12 protein-coding genes are annotated in these 13,085 nt (G+C 67.6%); 6 read left to right on the forward strand and 6 right to left on the reverse strand.

Going from position 1 to position 13,085, the window contains the following annotated elements; translation table 11 throughout:
• Positions 1-61: 61 nt before the first annotated feature.
• The 6 genes from B9N93_RS16630 (at position 62) to B9N93_RS16655 (ending at position 5,784) form a co-directional block, all read left to right on the forward strand.
• The gene (locus B9N93_RS16630; RefSeq protein ID WP_085216309.1) at positions 62-445 is read left to right on the forward strand and encodes a DUF423 domain-containing protein; all 384 of its coding nucleotides are present in this window, start codon (positions 62-64) and stop codon (positions 443-445) included.
• 669 nt (positions 446-1,114) lie between these two features.
• Positions 1,115-2,731, forward strand: coding sequence for a type I-E CRISPR-associated protein Cse1/CasA (gene casA / locus B9N93_RS16635; protein ID WP_085215371.1), 1,617 nt, complete (start codon positions 1,115-1,117; stop codon positions 2,729-2,731).
• The gene (casB, locus tag B9N93_RS16640) at positions 2,658-3,170 is read left to right on the forward strand and encodes a type I-E CRISPR-associated protein Cse2/CasB (protein ID WP_085215372.1); all 513 of its coding nucleotides are present in this window, start codon (positions 2,658-2,660) and stop codon (positions 3,168-3,170) included. Before casA ends, casB begins: the two co-directional genes overlap by 74 nt.
• 5 nt (positions 3,171-3,175) lie before the next feature.
• Positions 3,176-4,324 (forward strand): type I-E CRISPR-associated protein Cas7/Cse4/CasC, encoded by a 1,149-nt coding sequence (gene cas7e, locus B9N93_RS16645; protein ID WP_085215373.1) that lies wholly within the window; start codon positions 3,176-3,178, stop codon positions 4,322-4,324.
• A gap of 3 nt (positions 4,325-4,327) precedes the next feature.
• Complete coding sequence (gene cas5e / locus B9N93_RS16650) at positions 4,328-5,056, forward strand: type I-E CRISPR-associated protein Cas5/CasD (protein ID WP_085215374.1); 729 nt, start codon at positions 4,328-4,330, stop codon at positions 5,054-5,056.
• A complete protein-coding gene (locus B9N93_RS16655) occupies positions 5,053-5,784 on the forward strand; it encodes a type I-E CRISPR-associated protein Cas6/Cse3/CasE (RefSeq protein ID WP_085215375.1) in 732 nt (243 codons plus the stop codon). The genes cas5e and B9N93_RS16655 overlap by 4 nt, the downstream gene beginning before the upstream one ends.
• Positions 5,785-6,047: 263 nt before the next feature.
• Here the strand turns inward: B9N93_RS16655 and B9N93_RS16660 are convergent, their stop codons facing one another.
• From B9N93_RS16660 to B9N93_RS16685, 6 genes are all read right to left on the reverse strand, one after another.
• The gene (locus B9N93_RS16660) at positions 6,048-6,347 is read right to left on the reverse strand and encodes a DUF2288 family protein (protein ID WP_085216310.1); all 300 of its coding nucleotides are present in this window, start codon (positions 6,345-6,347) and stop codon (positions 6,048-6,050) included.
• Positions 6,348-6,387: 40 nt separating this feature from the next.
• Positions 6,388-7,947, reverse strand: a complete 1,560-nt coding sequence (locus B9N93_RS16665; RefSeq protein ID WP_085215376.1) for a cation:proton antiporter family protein — start codon at positions 7,945-7,947, stop codon at positions 6,388-6,390.
• A gap of 181 nt (positions 7,948-8,128) precedes the next feature.
• Complete coding sequence (locus B9N93_RS16670) at positions 8,129-10,330, reverse strand: methyl-accepting chemotaxis protein (protein WP_125469028.1); 2,202 nt, start codon at positions 10,328-10,330, stop codon at positions 8,129-8,131.
• A gap of 144 nt (positions 10,331-10,474) precedes the next feature.
• Positions 10,475-11,764, reverse strand: a complete 1,290-nt coding sequence (locus B9N93_RS16675) for a cysteine desulfurase-like protein (protein ID WP_085215378.1) — start codon at positions 11,762-11,764, stop codon at positions 10,475-10,477.
• 15 nt (positions 11,765-11,779) lie between these two features.
• On the reverse strand, positions 11,780-12,205 hold the full coding sequence (locus B9N93_RS16680) for a universal stress protein (protein ID WP_085215379.1): 426 nt from the start codon (positions 12,203-12,205) through the stop codon (positions 11,780-11,782).
• A gap of 12 nt (positions 12,206-12,217) precedes the next feature.
• Entirely contained in the window at positions 12,218-12,958 is a 741-nt protein-coding gene (locus B9N93_RS16685) for a TerC family protein (RefSeq protein WP_254899415.1), read from the reverse strand.
• Positions 12,959-13,085: the final 127 nt, after the last annotated feature.

Consider the following 13,085-nt stretch of genomic DNA (forward strand, 5'->3'; position numbering starts at 1 on the left):
CCAGCCCGGCCCCGCCGTCAAAGGTTACAATCCCCAGGACTTCGCTTCCGGATTCCACATCATGCATCGATCCTTCCTATTCTACGCGGCGGCGGCGGCCGGGCTGGGCGTGGCCCTGGGCGCGTTCGGGGCACACGGACTCAAATCCACGCTGACCGAGGCCCAGATGGCCACCTACCGCACCGCCGTGGATTACCAAATGTGGCACGCCCTGGGATTGGGCCTCGTCGGCCTATGGGCGGAGCGCCATCCCGGACTCAAATTATTGCGCTGGGCCGGTGGCCTGATGCTGGCCGGGATACTGTTGTTCTCGGGTAGCCTGTACCTGCTTAGCCTGGGCGGAGGGCACTGGCTGGGCCTGATCACGCCCTTCGGCGGCACGGCCTTCCTCGCGGCTTGGCTGGTGCTGGCCATCGCCGCGCTGCGCCGGTCCGGCAACCCTTGAAACGCAGGCCCGGCCCGTTTCCCGGAGCCACCGGGACGACCGCCCCGGCAGTTCTCCGCCCACGGCGGCGGCAGCCCATCGGCGAGCGCCGCCCTGCCAAAAGCGATAGCTTGGTTTTCAGCCACTGGCTGGCAGGCCCGGCTATCGCTCCACCCCGGCCATTCCATGGCGTGGGGGCGTACACCCTTGGTTTCATATGGCACAAAACCTGCCTCAGACCACCCGAAGCCGGGCTTGATAACCGCCCGGCGAAATCGCTCAAATCGTTATAAGCCTTTGAGTAACTTATAAAAAAAGTTATTATTGACTTTATAGGGCGGCATAAGTAGCAGTGGATGCACAAAAGAAAAATAAGACCAGCAGCCAATCCCCCATGCAGCAGCCTTTGCCAGAAAAAGCCCGGCGTAAAACGAGCCTGGGGAAACCAGCCCAAACGCCGAAACCCACCCGTCGCCGCTATCCGCCCCGGCCACAATATCCCGCTCGCCCCGCCATGGAGACCGCTTGCCATGCGGGGAAGCCGACTGATCGTGCCACCTGGGAACCGATGCGGATCGCGCAGCGGCCCGCCCCTCCCCGCACGACCCCATACCGGGCCCGCCCCCAAACGACGGCGGGACACCGATCTGATCCGCCCAGGCCCGTCCGCATTTTTGGAGAGAACCCAGCATGAACCTTTTAACCGACCCCATATTCAGGGTCCAGGCCGCGGGTGGCAACGACGCCACGACCCTGCCCGGCCTGCTGGCGCTGCTCGGGCAGGACCGGGTGGAATCCCTGCCCGGCCTACAGCGGCACCAGGAAGATGCGTTCCACATGTTCCTGTGCTATCTGGCCGGGGCGGCGCTGGTGGGCACCGGGGCGGACGACCCACGGCAAACGGCGGATTTCTGGCGGGCAGCGCTCAGGACCCTGGCCGGGCGCGGCAACGATAGCGCCTGGTCGCTGCTGGTGGCCGACCCCACCCAGCCGGGTTTCATGCAGCCCCCGCTGGCCTCCCCGGAGGAATTCGAGCGCGAATTCAAAACCGAGCGCCAGACGCCGGACGCTATCGACGTGCTGCTCACCGCCAAGAACCACGATATCAAAGCCACCAAATCGCTCTCGCCCAACCCGGACGAATGGGCCTACGCCTTGGTCAGCCTGCAAACCATGTCCGGCTACATCCTCAAGCACCAAGGCATCGCCCGCATGAACAGCGGCCTCGGCAGCCGGGCCTGCGTCTCGGTGGTCTACGGCGAAACCCTGGGCCACCGCTGGGAACGCGATACCCGCAAGCTCCTGGCCCTGCGCCCCGACCTGCTCCGCGCCCCTTGGCCCTACCGCGCCGACGGCTTGGTGCTGACCTGGCTGCACGCCTGGAACCGCAAGACCAGCCTCGACCTCGACCAGCTCGACCCCTTCTTCATCGAAGTCTCGCGCGGGGTGCGGCTGGTCTGGCAGGAAGGCCGCATCGTCGCCCGCACCGCCACCGAGCAAGCCCCGCGCATCAACGCCAAGGCCCATCACGGCGTGCTGGGCGATCCTTGGATTCCCATCAACCGCAACGACCCCAAGAAGGGCGAATCGGCCCTGACCGTGGGCGCGTCCGGTTTCACGCCGGAGCTCTTGCGCAACCTCTTGTTCGAGGACGGCTTCGAACTCGCCCCCATGCAGCGCCCCGACCAGGGCCGCGACCACCAGCCGGTGCAATTCACCGCTTCGGTCTTGGTCCGGGGCCAGGGCACCACCGATGGCTTCCGCACCGCCCATATCCCCATCCCCGCCCCCGCCGCCCGGCGGGTGTTCCAGCAAGGCCCGGAGCGCGAACGGCTGGCCCGCCTCAGCAAGACCGCCCTGACCGACGCCGCCGAACTCCAGAACCGCGCCCTGAAACCGGCGGTATTGTCCCTGTTGCAGGCGGGCTCCGACCGCATCGATTTCGAGAAGCGCGAAATCACCGCCTGGTGGCAGCAAAGCGCCCGCCGTTACGCCAACGCCTGGGGCGCGGTATTCTTCGCCTGGCTGTGGGAAGCGGGCGAATCGGACTCCGACGCCGAAGTCCTGCGCAATTGGCATCTCAGGCTCAAGGACTGCGCCTGGAACGCGCTGCTCGAAGGCATCACCAGCTATCCCGGCCGCGAAGGCCGCCGCTACCGGGCGCGGATCCGCTCGGAAACCATCTTCCAGCGCAATCTGCTCAAACTATTCCCCGAATTGAAGGAGCTTCCGCATGACCCCGACCCCGCCGCAGCCGTTTCCGCCCGCCACCACGGTGGATGCGCTGGGCCGAATCTTAGCCTCTAACCAACTGCCGCCGGGCGACCGGGCCGCGCTCCGGCGCATGACCCCGGCCCGGCGCCCGCCCCTGGCCTTCTTCCGGCTGGCCTGCCGCGCCCTGCCTCCCGATTGGGAAACCCACCACCACGAATGGGCCACCGTGGTGGCGGGCATGGCCCTGATGTGCCCGGAACCGCACCGTCCGGGCCGTTCCGTGGGCGTGGCGCTGGCCGAGGCCGGGCTGTCCGAATCACGGCTGGAACGCCTCCTGGTCGCCGAGGGCGAATTCCTCGGCACCACCCTGCTCCGCACCGCCTATTTCCTCGGCACCAAACAACTGCCCCTCGATTGGATCGAATTCGCCCGCCTGCTATTCGTCACCGACCGGGACGAGCGGGAAGCGGTCCGCCTCGCCATCGCCCGGGATTTCTACCGCCCGCCGGAAGCCCGGCCCAGAAGGAATTGACACGCATGTTCGTACAGATCCATACCCTGACCTCCTATCACGCGGCCCTGTTGAACCGCGACGATGTCGGCCTCGCCAAGCGGATTCCGTTCGGGGACGCGCCGAGGCTCCGGGTTTCCTCCCAATGCCTCAAACGCCATTGGCGGGCCGCCCTGGCCCAGGACACCGGGCTGCCCGGCGCGATCCGCTCGCGGCAGTTCTTCGCCCGCGAAATCCTGCCCCGGTTGATCGCCGCCGACCTGCCCGAGGATTTGGCCCGGCGCTTGACCCGGCGGCTGATGGAGAAGCTGATCGACGGCGGCACCGAGGACGGCGAATCCCTGGCGCTGAAACAAGCGGTGCTGTTCGGCAAGCCGGAGGCGGATTATCTGGTGGCGCTGCTGGAGAAATGCGCGGCGGCGGGGGACGGGGACGCGGCCCTCGGCGCTTTGGACGCCCATTTCAAGGTCGAGAAAAAGAACCTCAAGGCCATGCTGCGCCAGGCCGGTTACGGCAATCTGTTCGCGGGGATCGAGGGGGCCTTGTTCGGTCGCTTCGTGACTTCCGATGTGCTGGCCCGTTCCGACGCTCCGGTACATGTGGCCCACGCCTTCACCGTGCATCCCCTGGATACCGAGGTGGATTATTTCACCGCCGTGGACGAACTCAACCACATCAACGAGCCGGGCGCGGCCCACGCCGGGGATATGGAACTCGGCAGCGGCCTGTTCTACGGCTATGTCGTGGTGGATATCCCGCTGTTGGTCTCCAATTTCTGCGGCTGCGATATCCGCGATTGGCGCAACCAGGACACGGCTACGCCCCGCGCCGTGCTGCGGCATTTGATCCGGGCCATCGCCACGGTGTCGCCGGGGGCCAAGCTCGGGGCCACCGCGCCCTATGCCTACAGCGAATTCGTACTGCTGGAAGCCGGGCCGCAACAACCCCGCAGCCTCGCCAACGCCTATCTGCAAGCCCTCGACCACCGGGGCGACCTGATGCAGAACGCCATCGACCGCCTCGACGGCCACCTCGACAGCCTGGAGGCGATGTACGGCCCCACCAGCGAAGCCCGCGCCCTCAGCACCAACCGCGATTGGCCCGGACCCGGCCCGGCCCGGCAGCCCTTGGACGCCACCATCGCGCACATCCTGGACGCCGCCTTCGGAGCCTAGCCCATGGATATCCTGCTGCTGCGGTTCGACGCCCCCTTGATGAGCTTCGGCGCGGTCATGGTGGACCAGCACGGCCCCACCGACCGCTTTCCGGGGCTGTCGATGCTGGCGGGCTTGTTCGGCAACGCGCTGGGGCTGCGCCATGGCGACGCCCACGCCCTGGAAGCCCTGCAAAACCGCATCGAATACGCCGCCCGCTGGGATATCGAACCCAAGGAATTGCTGGACTACCACACGGTGGACCTGGGCCAGGCCAAGATGTCCGAGCCGGGCTGGACCACCCGCGGCGAACCCGAACACCGCACCGGCGGCGCGGCGGCGGCGCAAGGCATCCACCAGCGCTACCGGCACTATTGGGCCAACGGGGTGATGACCCTGGCGGTGGAACTGCGGGAGGAAGGGGCCGAACCCTCGGCGGCGACCCTGGCGGAACGGCTGCGCCAGCCGGTGCGCCCTTTGTTCCTAGGGCGCAAGACCTGTTTGCCCAGCGTCCCTTTGCTGCTGGGACGGGTCGATGCCCCCGACGTGGTCGCCGCGCTACGGGAAGCCGCGGTGGCGCGGCGGCCAGGCCATCTCCCCGCGCCCCGGATGGCGGCCTGCTGGCCGCTGAGTCTCGGCGAAATCGGGCCGGGCCGCCGCGTCCCGGTCTACGACCGGCGCGATTGGCGCAACCAGGTCCACGCCGGACGGCGGCAACGCTACGAAGGCTGGTTGGAGGTCGGCACCCCATGAACCCGCGCCTCTACATGCTGAACCTGGACCTCGATACCGAGGCCTTGATCCGGTTCGCGCAGGATCAAGGACTCAACCACGGCCACGACGAAGACCTGGGCTACGCGGCCCATGCCTGGCTCGCGGCCTGCTTCGGCGCATTCGCGCCCAAGCCCTTCCGCCTGCTCAACCATCACGGGCCGCAGTTGCGGCTGCTGGCCTACAGCGAACACGACAGCCAAGCCCTGCTGGACCACGCCACCACCGCGCCGGAAGTCCGGCAGGCGCTGCACCCCCCTGGCCCCGTCCACGCCGCCCTGGCCGGGAATTGGCGGGTCGGTGACCGGCTGGACTTCGAATTGCTGGCCTGTCCCGTCACCCGCCGCGACCAGAGCGAAAAGGACGTGTATCTCCGGCGCTTGGAAAACCCGCCACAGGGCCAGCCCCCGCCGGAACGCGGCGCGGTCTACCGCGAGTGGCTGGCCGCGCAACTGGCCGGGGCGGCGGATTTGGAAAGCTTCCGGCTGGAAGGCTTCCATCTGGTCCGCATCCTGCGGCGGACCCAGGCCACGGCGGCGGCGAAAATACGCACCGCCCCCGCCATCACCCGGCCCAGGGCGCTGTGCCGGGGTGGGCTGCGCATCGCCGACCCCGGACTCTTCCAAAGCCTGCTGCAACGCGGCATCGGACGGCACCGGGCCTTCGGCTATGGCATGTTGCTCTTGCGGCCCGGCGCGGGTATAAGTTGACCTTTCCCTCCCCCGCCACCGCGGGGATCGACCGGTAGCGGCCAAAACGGACGCTAACACGACCCACTTCCCCGCCCACGCGGGGATCGACCGATATTGCTGTGGACGACGAAGCTGCAAGACCGCTTCCCCCGCGCCGGCGGGGATAGACCTTACTAGGGCTTATTGCAAACGCCACGGTAAACCCTTCCCCGCCCACGCGGGGAGCCGCTGCCCGCCCCCGCCAAGGGAGCCATCCTCCGGGGGCGGGCCATCATCGGGATTCAATGCCTGCCAGCCTCCTGCGCCAACACCCAGGGCGCGACCACCACCGCCCTCAGCGTCTGCCCCGCGGCCTCCCAGCGCCGGGCGTGTTCGTCGGTGGCGCGGACCACCCGGCCCGCCTCCATCCAACCCCGCAGCACCCCGGCATCGTCCGCCGCAACCCGAGCCGCCACCTCGACCAAGTCCAGGCCGGGGGCCACGGCGACCAGGACGCCCCTGGCGAAATGCCGCTGCAACTCGCGCCAAGGGATCAGGTCGGCCTCGACCGCCAGTTTGTTTTGCAATTCGGTATAGTCCATCGCGTCCATCCCAAAAGCCGCCAGTATAGGACAAGCCGGTTCAAGCCGGGCCGGCGCTGCCCCGCGCCTCGGGTTCGACCGCCAACACCCGCTCCGCCAAGCGCTCGCCCGCCTCGGACAGCGGGTGGAACACCACGTCCGCGCCCGCCCGGTACAATTCCGGGTCTTCGTGGGAATGGAAGGCGGTGGTGCCGATGGAGCCCTGGAACCCCAAGGCCCGCAGGCGCTCCACCGTGGTCCGCCGGGCCTCGAATTCCGGCAAGGTCAGGATCACGCCCTTGATCCGGCCCCAGGAGAACGCCTCCCACAACTCGGGGTCTTCGGCGTCGCCGTAATGCACGCGCAAACCCTGGTCGCGGTATTTGTTCACCCGCGTCGGGTCGGCGTCCAGACCCATCACCCGCGCCCGGTGGCGATCCAGCGCCAGATAGGCGGCGGTGCCGGTGCGGCCCATGCCGACCACCAGCCATTCCGCCGCGCCGGTGCTGACCGGCAGGCGGTCGGGATGCTTGCCCTTGCGCTCGTAGCGCACCAGCCAGGGTTCCAGCCAGGAGAACAAGCGGTGCGACACCCGGTTCAAGGGCGCCGCCAAGGCCAGCGATCCCGCCACCGCGCAGCCCAGTACCGGACCCCATTCCGCCGCCAGCAAGCCGCCTTCGATCACCACGGCGGACACGATCAAGGTGAATTCGCTGTAGGTCGCCAAGGCCAGCGAAGACACGAAAGCCGTGCGGGCGCGCAGCCCCACCACCAGCAGCAAGGCGAAGAACAACACCCCCTGCAAGGGCAGCAAGGCCAGGAGTTGCAAGGCCCGCAGCGCATCCGCCTGGGTGGGGAGGCCCGCCAGGCCGATTTGCAGGAAGAACGCGACCAGGAACACTTCCTTCAAGCTCCAGAGCTTCTTGGCGAGGTCGCCCGCGTCGCGGTGGCCCGCCAGTAGCAGCCCCATCAGCAAAGCCCCCAAATCGCCCGCCACGCCCACGGTCTCCGCCAATTTGCCGCCGGCGAAGGCCAGCAGTATCCCCAGCAGCAATTGCAATTCGTCGCCCCGACCCGCCTCGAACAGGCGCGCGACCAAAGGCCGCAACAAGGGCAAGGCCAACAAGCCCAGCGCCCAGGTCGAAGGCCGCTGCCCGCCCGCCACCGCCAACAAGGCCACGGCGACGATATCCTGCAAGATGAGGATGCCCAGCACCGTCCGGCCATGGAAGGTGCCGAGCTCGCGGTTGTCCTCCAAGACCTTCACCGCCAGGACCGTGCTGGAAAACCCCAGGCTCGCGCCCAGCACCAGGCCCCCGGTCAAGTGCTGGTCCTGCATCAGGAAGGCCAGCCCCGACACCCCGGCCACGATGAGCAAATGCAAGCCCCCGACCCCCAGCACCTCGCGTTTGACCAGGGTGGAAAAATTGAGCTTCAGCCCGACCGTGAACAACAACAGCAGGATGCCGTTCTCGGCCAGATGGGACAGCACCGCCTCGGAGCGTATGCCGAGCAGATAAAGCCCGTAACCGGCGGCGAGATAACCGACCAAGGGTGGCAAGAACAATCGGCAGGCCAAGAGGCCCGCGAGATAGGCGGCGCTGATCCAGAGCAATTCCATGGTGGGTGGGTTCCGGCGGAAGGGAGGGTGGGCGGGATTTTGCCCCATTTCGGAGCTATCTTCGCCGATTGCCGCCGCCGGGAAAAGCCGCGCTCCGCCAAGCGGAGGGCCGGAAGGCGGGCATCCCGGCCCGGAACTCCGCAAGCCGCGCCCAAAACGCCACCCAGCGTCCGGGCCGCGATCAGGCCAACTTGAACCCCCCCACCATCACGATCAATTCCCGCGACTGGTCCTCCAGACTGGCGGCGGCGGCGGCGGCTTGCTCGACCAGGGCGGCGTTGCGCTGGGTCGCCTCGTCCATATTGGCCACCGCCAGGGCCATTTGCTCGATACCCTTGGATTGCTCGCGGCTGGCCCCGCTGATATGGGTGACCAACCCCGCCACCCGGTGGAACGATTCCACCACCTCGCCCACCGTGGCCCCGGCCTGATGCACCAACTGCCCCCCGGCCTCGACCTGGGCCGTGGTCGCGGCGATCAAGGCCTTGATTTCACGGGCGGCCTGGGCGCTGCGCTGGGCCAAGGCCCGGACCTCGGTCGCCACCACCGCGAAACCCCGGCCCTGCTCGCCCGCCCGCGCCGCCTCGACCGCCGCGTTCAGCGCCAGGATATTGGTTTGGAAAGCGATGCCGTCGATCACCCCGATGATATCGGCGATGCGCTTGGAACCTTCCTGGATATCCTCCATGGTCGCGACCACCCGCCGCATCAGCTCGCCACCACGGGTGGCGGTGGCGTTGGCCGTTTCCGCCAGGGCATTGGCCTGCTTGGCGTTCTCGGCGTTCTGCTGCACCGTGGCGCTGAGTTGGCCCATCGACGAGGCCGCCTCATCCAGGCTGGCGGCTTCCTCCTCGGTACGCCGCGACAAATCCACATTACCGGCCGCGATCTCGCTAGCCGCCGTGTGGATGGCCTCGCTGGATTGTTTGATGCCCCCGACCACCGACCGCAACCGGGCCACGGTGGCATTGGTGTCGTCCTTCAAGCGGCCCAGCGTGCCTGCGTAGGCGGCCTCGACCTGGCGGGTCAGGTCGCCGGTGGCAACGGCGTGCAGCACCCGTGTCACCTCGGCCAAGCCCTCGGCGCTGGTCTCCAGGAAACGATTGATGTCCCGCGCCAAATCGGCGAAAAAGCCCCGCTTGTCCCCCAGCGCCAAGCGGCGACCGAAATCGCCCTGGGCGGCGGCGGCGACGATCTCCCCGATTTCGCGCTCGACCGCCACCTCGGCGGTGCGGTCGCGGAACTCCGCCACCATGCCCAAGCGTTCGCCCTGTCCACCCAGCACCGGGTTGAACGCCGCCGCCAAGCGTCGCCCGCCGAAATCCAGCTCCGCCAATCCGGTGCCGCCCAATCCGGCCCAGCGCCGGGCCTCGGAATGCAGACGGTCGATCCTGCCGCCGACCATATTGCCGGCGTCGAATTCCGGCCAATCGCGGCGGATGGCGGCCTCGGCCTCCTGGAAGATGCGCCGCGCCGCCGGGTTGGCGTAGATGATCGCCTGCCCGGGGTCGGCGATCATGACGCCGGTGCTGACGTTGTCCAGGGCAATCTTGATCCGGGCCATGGATTCGGCGGCGCGGTGTTCGCCGTCGAGGCGGTCCAGCAATTGCCGCCGCATCCGCTCGATGGCGGCCATCAGGCTGTCGCGGTCGCCGCTAAGCAAGGCGATTTGGGCGGATAGATCGCCGTCGGCGATACGGTGGGCGATGGTGGCGGCGGTGTCCGGCTCCCCGCCCAATTGGCGCATGACCGCGCGGGTGATGACGAAGCCCAGGCTCCCCACCAGGCCCGAGACCAGCAGGACGCCGATCCAGGTTTGCCACACGGCCTCGGCCTGGAACTCCACGGCCTGGGCGGCGGCTTGCTTGGCCAAACCGGCGTTGTATTTGGCGTGTTCTTCGAGCAGGGTTTGCAGGGTCCGGCCTATCGGAGTCAGGCGGTCGATGGCGTCGCGGATCGGCCTTTTGTCCGTTTTGCCGCCCAGGGCCAGCACCTCGGCGATCCCGGCCTGGTATTGGGACCAATGCTGTCGCTCGGTGTCCAGGAAATGCCGGTCCTTTTCGTCCGACACCCGCGTCTCGTAGGCCCGGAGCGCCCCGGACAGGCCGCTACGGGACTCCTGTAATTCCTGCTCCAGCTTGGCGGTCTTGGCCGGGTCTTCGTTCAATACATAGCGCAACATCCGTACCCGGACCTGCCCGAAGTACTTCACCGCCTCGTTCACCCCGACCAGGGAAGGCACGCTGCTGGCATTGGCGAAATTGGCGGCGGCGAACACCTGCTTGATCTGATAATTCGCCAAGACCGCGACACCCGCCAAGCCGAACAGGCCCAGACCGACGAGCAGCAGGATTTTCCTGGCGACGGTCATTCTGATTTTCATGATGGAATCCCCCTTGCTTTGGAACACCGGCGGTCCGCCAGAGGGTGGGCGGTGCCGTGTTCCCCGGCAAGTATGGCATGGGGTTCCGGGAGCGGAAGGTGGGGAAAAACCGGGGAACGGGAAGCCCGGAGCGGCGGGCGGGAATCAAATGGCGGGCGGCGGGGTGGCGGCGATCCAGCGCAGGGCGTCCAGCAAGCGGTCGATTTCCTGGACCGTGTTATAGGCCAAGAGGCCGACCCGCAGCCAACCGCCATCCGATTCCACCCCCAGCCGCTGGCACAGGCCCAGGGCGTAGAAATGGCCATGCCAGGCGAAAATACCTTGTTCGCCCAAGACCCGCGCCAACTGGGCGGGTGTCCAACCGGCCAAGCGGAGCGCCACCGTGGGCGTGCGGTTCGCGGTCCGGGCGGGATCGGCCTCGCCATAGACCCGCAGGCCCGGAATCCCGGCCAGCCCCGCCAGCAAATGGCGGGACAGCCCGCGTTCATAATCGCGGCTGGCGGTCATGGCGGCGACCAGGGCCGCGCGGCGGTCCCCGGCCCCAGGGGCGACCTCGCGGCCCAGCGCTTCCAGATATTGCAAAGTCGCCAGCACCCCGGCCAGGGCTTCATGGTTCTGGGTGCCGGTTTCCCAGCGCTCCGGCACGCTGTCCGGGGCCGGGGCCAGTTTGTCGGGACGCAACCGGGCCAGATGCGCGTGCTTGCCATACAACACCCCGAGATGCGGCCCGTAGAATTTATAGGCGGAACAGGCCAGGAAATCGCAATCCAGCGCCCCGACATCGATGGGACCGTGCGGGGCGTAATGCACCGCGTCCACGAACGCCCACGCCCCCGCCGCATGGGCCAGCCGCACCACCTCCGCCACCGGATTGACCGTGCCGACCGCGTTGGAGGCATAGCCCACCGCCACCAGCCGGGTGCGGGGATTGAGCTGGCGGGCGAGATCGTCCAGGTCCAGGCGACAATCCTCGGGATGAATATCGGCCACGCGCACCACCACGCCCCGCTCTTCCAAGCTCCGCCACGGGCAGACATTGGCGTGATGGTCGAGTCGGGTGACGACGATCTCGTCCCCCGCCACCAGTTCGCGGCCCAGGGCGCGGGCCAGATGGAAGGCCAGCGTGGTCATATTCGCCCCCAGCACAATCTCGTCGGCGGCGCAGCCCAGGAAATCTGCCAGCGCGGCGCGGGCCGCGCCGATCAAGGCGTCGGTCTCGCGGCTGGTGACGAAGGCGCCGTGGGTGTTGGCGTTGGACGTGACCAGATAGCGGGCCATCGCCTCCACCATCGTGCCCGGCACCTGCGCCCCGCCCGGTCCATCGAAGAACACCGGCACCCGGCCCTCGATCTCCTCGGCCAGGGCCGGGAACCAAGCGCGGACCCACGCGGGGTCCAAAGGCTGCGGCCCCTGTCCTGCCACCGGTTTGTCCATGGCGACCGCCCCGGCCTATTTGATGAGGGACACCGGCAGGTCGGCGATGTGCAAGACCCTGGCCGGTACCGAGCCCGTGAAGAAAGCGGCGAACGGGCTGCGGCCACTGGCCCCCATCACGATCTCGTCGCAGTCCTTTTCCCTGGCGTATTGGACGATCACCTCGGCGGGATCGCCCACGCCGATATGGATTTGATAGGGGATGCTATCGGCGTCCAGGCGCTCGCGGATCGGGGCCAAGACCTTGAGCCCCTCTTCCTGGTGGAATTGGCGGATTTGTTCGCTATCGATGAACATCCCCACATCGCCGTGCAAAGCCGGGCGCACGGTGAGCAGATGCACCTCGACCGGCGGTTTGTACCAAGCCAGCCGGGCGTACAAATGCTCGGCCAAGCGTAGGGAACTCGGGGAATCGTCCACGGGGATCAGCAATTTAAGCATAGGGATTCTCCATCAATCGGGCTTGGCGGAAGGGTCGGGGTCTTCGGCCAGGAGGTCCACCAAGGCCGGCGGCTTGGCGGCGGCGGCGCGGCGGGCCAGGGTTTTGCCCACTCCGACCACGGTGGCGGCGGTGGCGAGCGGGATCAGGATATGCAGGGCTTCGTGGGTCTCGAACCAAGCCAACAACACCGGATCGGTGACCAGCATCTCGCCCGACACATAGCCCAGCAAGGCCGCGCCCACGGTGATGATGACCGGGAAGCGGTCCATCAGCTTGAGGATCAGGGTGCTGCCGAACACCACCAGCGGGATGCTGACGCCGAGGCCGATGACCAGCAAGGGCAGGCTGCCCTTGGCCGCCGCCGCCACCGCGATCACATTGTCGAGGCTCATCACCAAATCGGCCAGCAGGATGGTGCGGATGGTGCCGATCAAGCCCTGGGGTTTGTCGCCGCCATGGCCGCCTTCCCTCTCGGGCAGCAGCAATTGCACCGCGATCCAGAACAACAAGCCGCTGCCGATCAGTTTGAGATAGGGGAGTCTCAGCATTTGCACCGCCACCAGGGTCAACACCACCCGCATAAAGATGGCGGCGAACGAACCCCAGAGGATGGCCTTGCGGCGTTGCGCTTCCGGCAGCGAGCGGGCCGCGAGGGCGATCACCACCGCGTTGTCGCCGGACAGGATGATGTTGACGAGGATGATCTGGCCCAGGCCGATCCAGAATTGGGGGTCCATCAGTAGGTCGGGCATCCGATTGTCTCCAGGACTGTGTTGGGTTCCGGGTTGGGGGATGGGCGGCGGACACGGCGGGACCGCGCAAAGGGCCGCGATTGTAGCAGGCGGCGGCGGATATCGCCCGGCCATGGCGGCATTGTAG

Source organism: Methylomagnum ishizawai (assembly GCF_900155475.1).
GTDB classification, from domain to species: domain Bacteria; phylum Pseudomonadota; class Gammaproteobacteria; order Methylococcales; family Methylococcaceae; genus Methylomagnum; species Methylomagnum ishizawai_A.

What these genes read in the sequence shown, in the direction of transcription:
- B9N93_RS16630 (WP_085216309.1), top strand. Translation starts at nt 62, where the DNA reads ATGCATCGATCCTTCCTATTCTACGCGGCGGCGGCGGCCGGGCTGGGC.
- casA (WP_085215371.1), top strand. Translation starts at nt 1,115, where the DNA reads ATGAACCTTTTAACCGACCCCATATTCAGGGTCCAGGCCGCGGGTGGC.
- casB (WP_085215372.1), top strand. Translation starts at nt 2,658, where the DNA reads ATGACCCCGACCCCGCCGCAGCCGTTTCCGCCCGCCACCACGGTGGAT.
- cas7e (WP_085215373.1), top strand. Translation starts at nt 3,176, where the DNA reads ATGTTCGTACAGATCCATACCCTGACCTCCTATCACGCGGCCCTGTTG.
- cas5e (WP_085215374.1), top strand. Translation starts at nt 4,328, where the DNA reads ATGGATATCCTGCTGCTGCGGTTCGACGCCCCCTTGATGAGCTTCGGC.
- B9N93_RS16655 (WP_085215375.1), top strand. Translation starts at nt 5,053, where the DNA reads ATGAACCCGCGCCTCTACATGCTGAACCTGGACCTCGATACCGAGGCC.
- B9N93_RS16660 (WP_085216310.1), bottom strand. Translation starts at nt 6,347, where the DNA reads ATGGACTATACCGAATTGCAAAACAAACTGGCGGTCGAGGCCGACCTG.
- B9N93_RS16665 (WP_085215376.1), bottom strand. Translation starts at nt 7,947, where the DNA reads ATGGAATTGCTCTGGATCAGCGCCGCCTATCTCGCGGGCCTCTTGGCC.
- B9N93_RS16670 (WP_125469028.1), bottom strand. Translation starts at nt 10,330, where the DNA reads ATGAAAATCAGAATGACCGTCGCCAGGAAAATCCTGCTGCTCGTCGGT.
- B9N93_RS16675 (WP_085215378.1), bottom strand. Translation starts at nt 11,764, where the DNA reads ATGGACAAACCGGTGGCAGGACAGGGGCCGCAGCCTTTGGACCCCGCG.
- B9N93_RS16680 (WP_085215379.1), bottom strand. Translation starts at nt 12,205, where the DNA reads ATGCTTAAATTGCTGATCCCCGTGGACGATTCCCCGAGTTCCCTACGC.
- B9N93_RS16685 (WP_254899415.1), bottom strand. Translation starts at nt 12,958, where the DNA reads ATGCCCGACCTACTGATGGACCCCCAATTCTGGATCGGCCTGGGCCAG.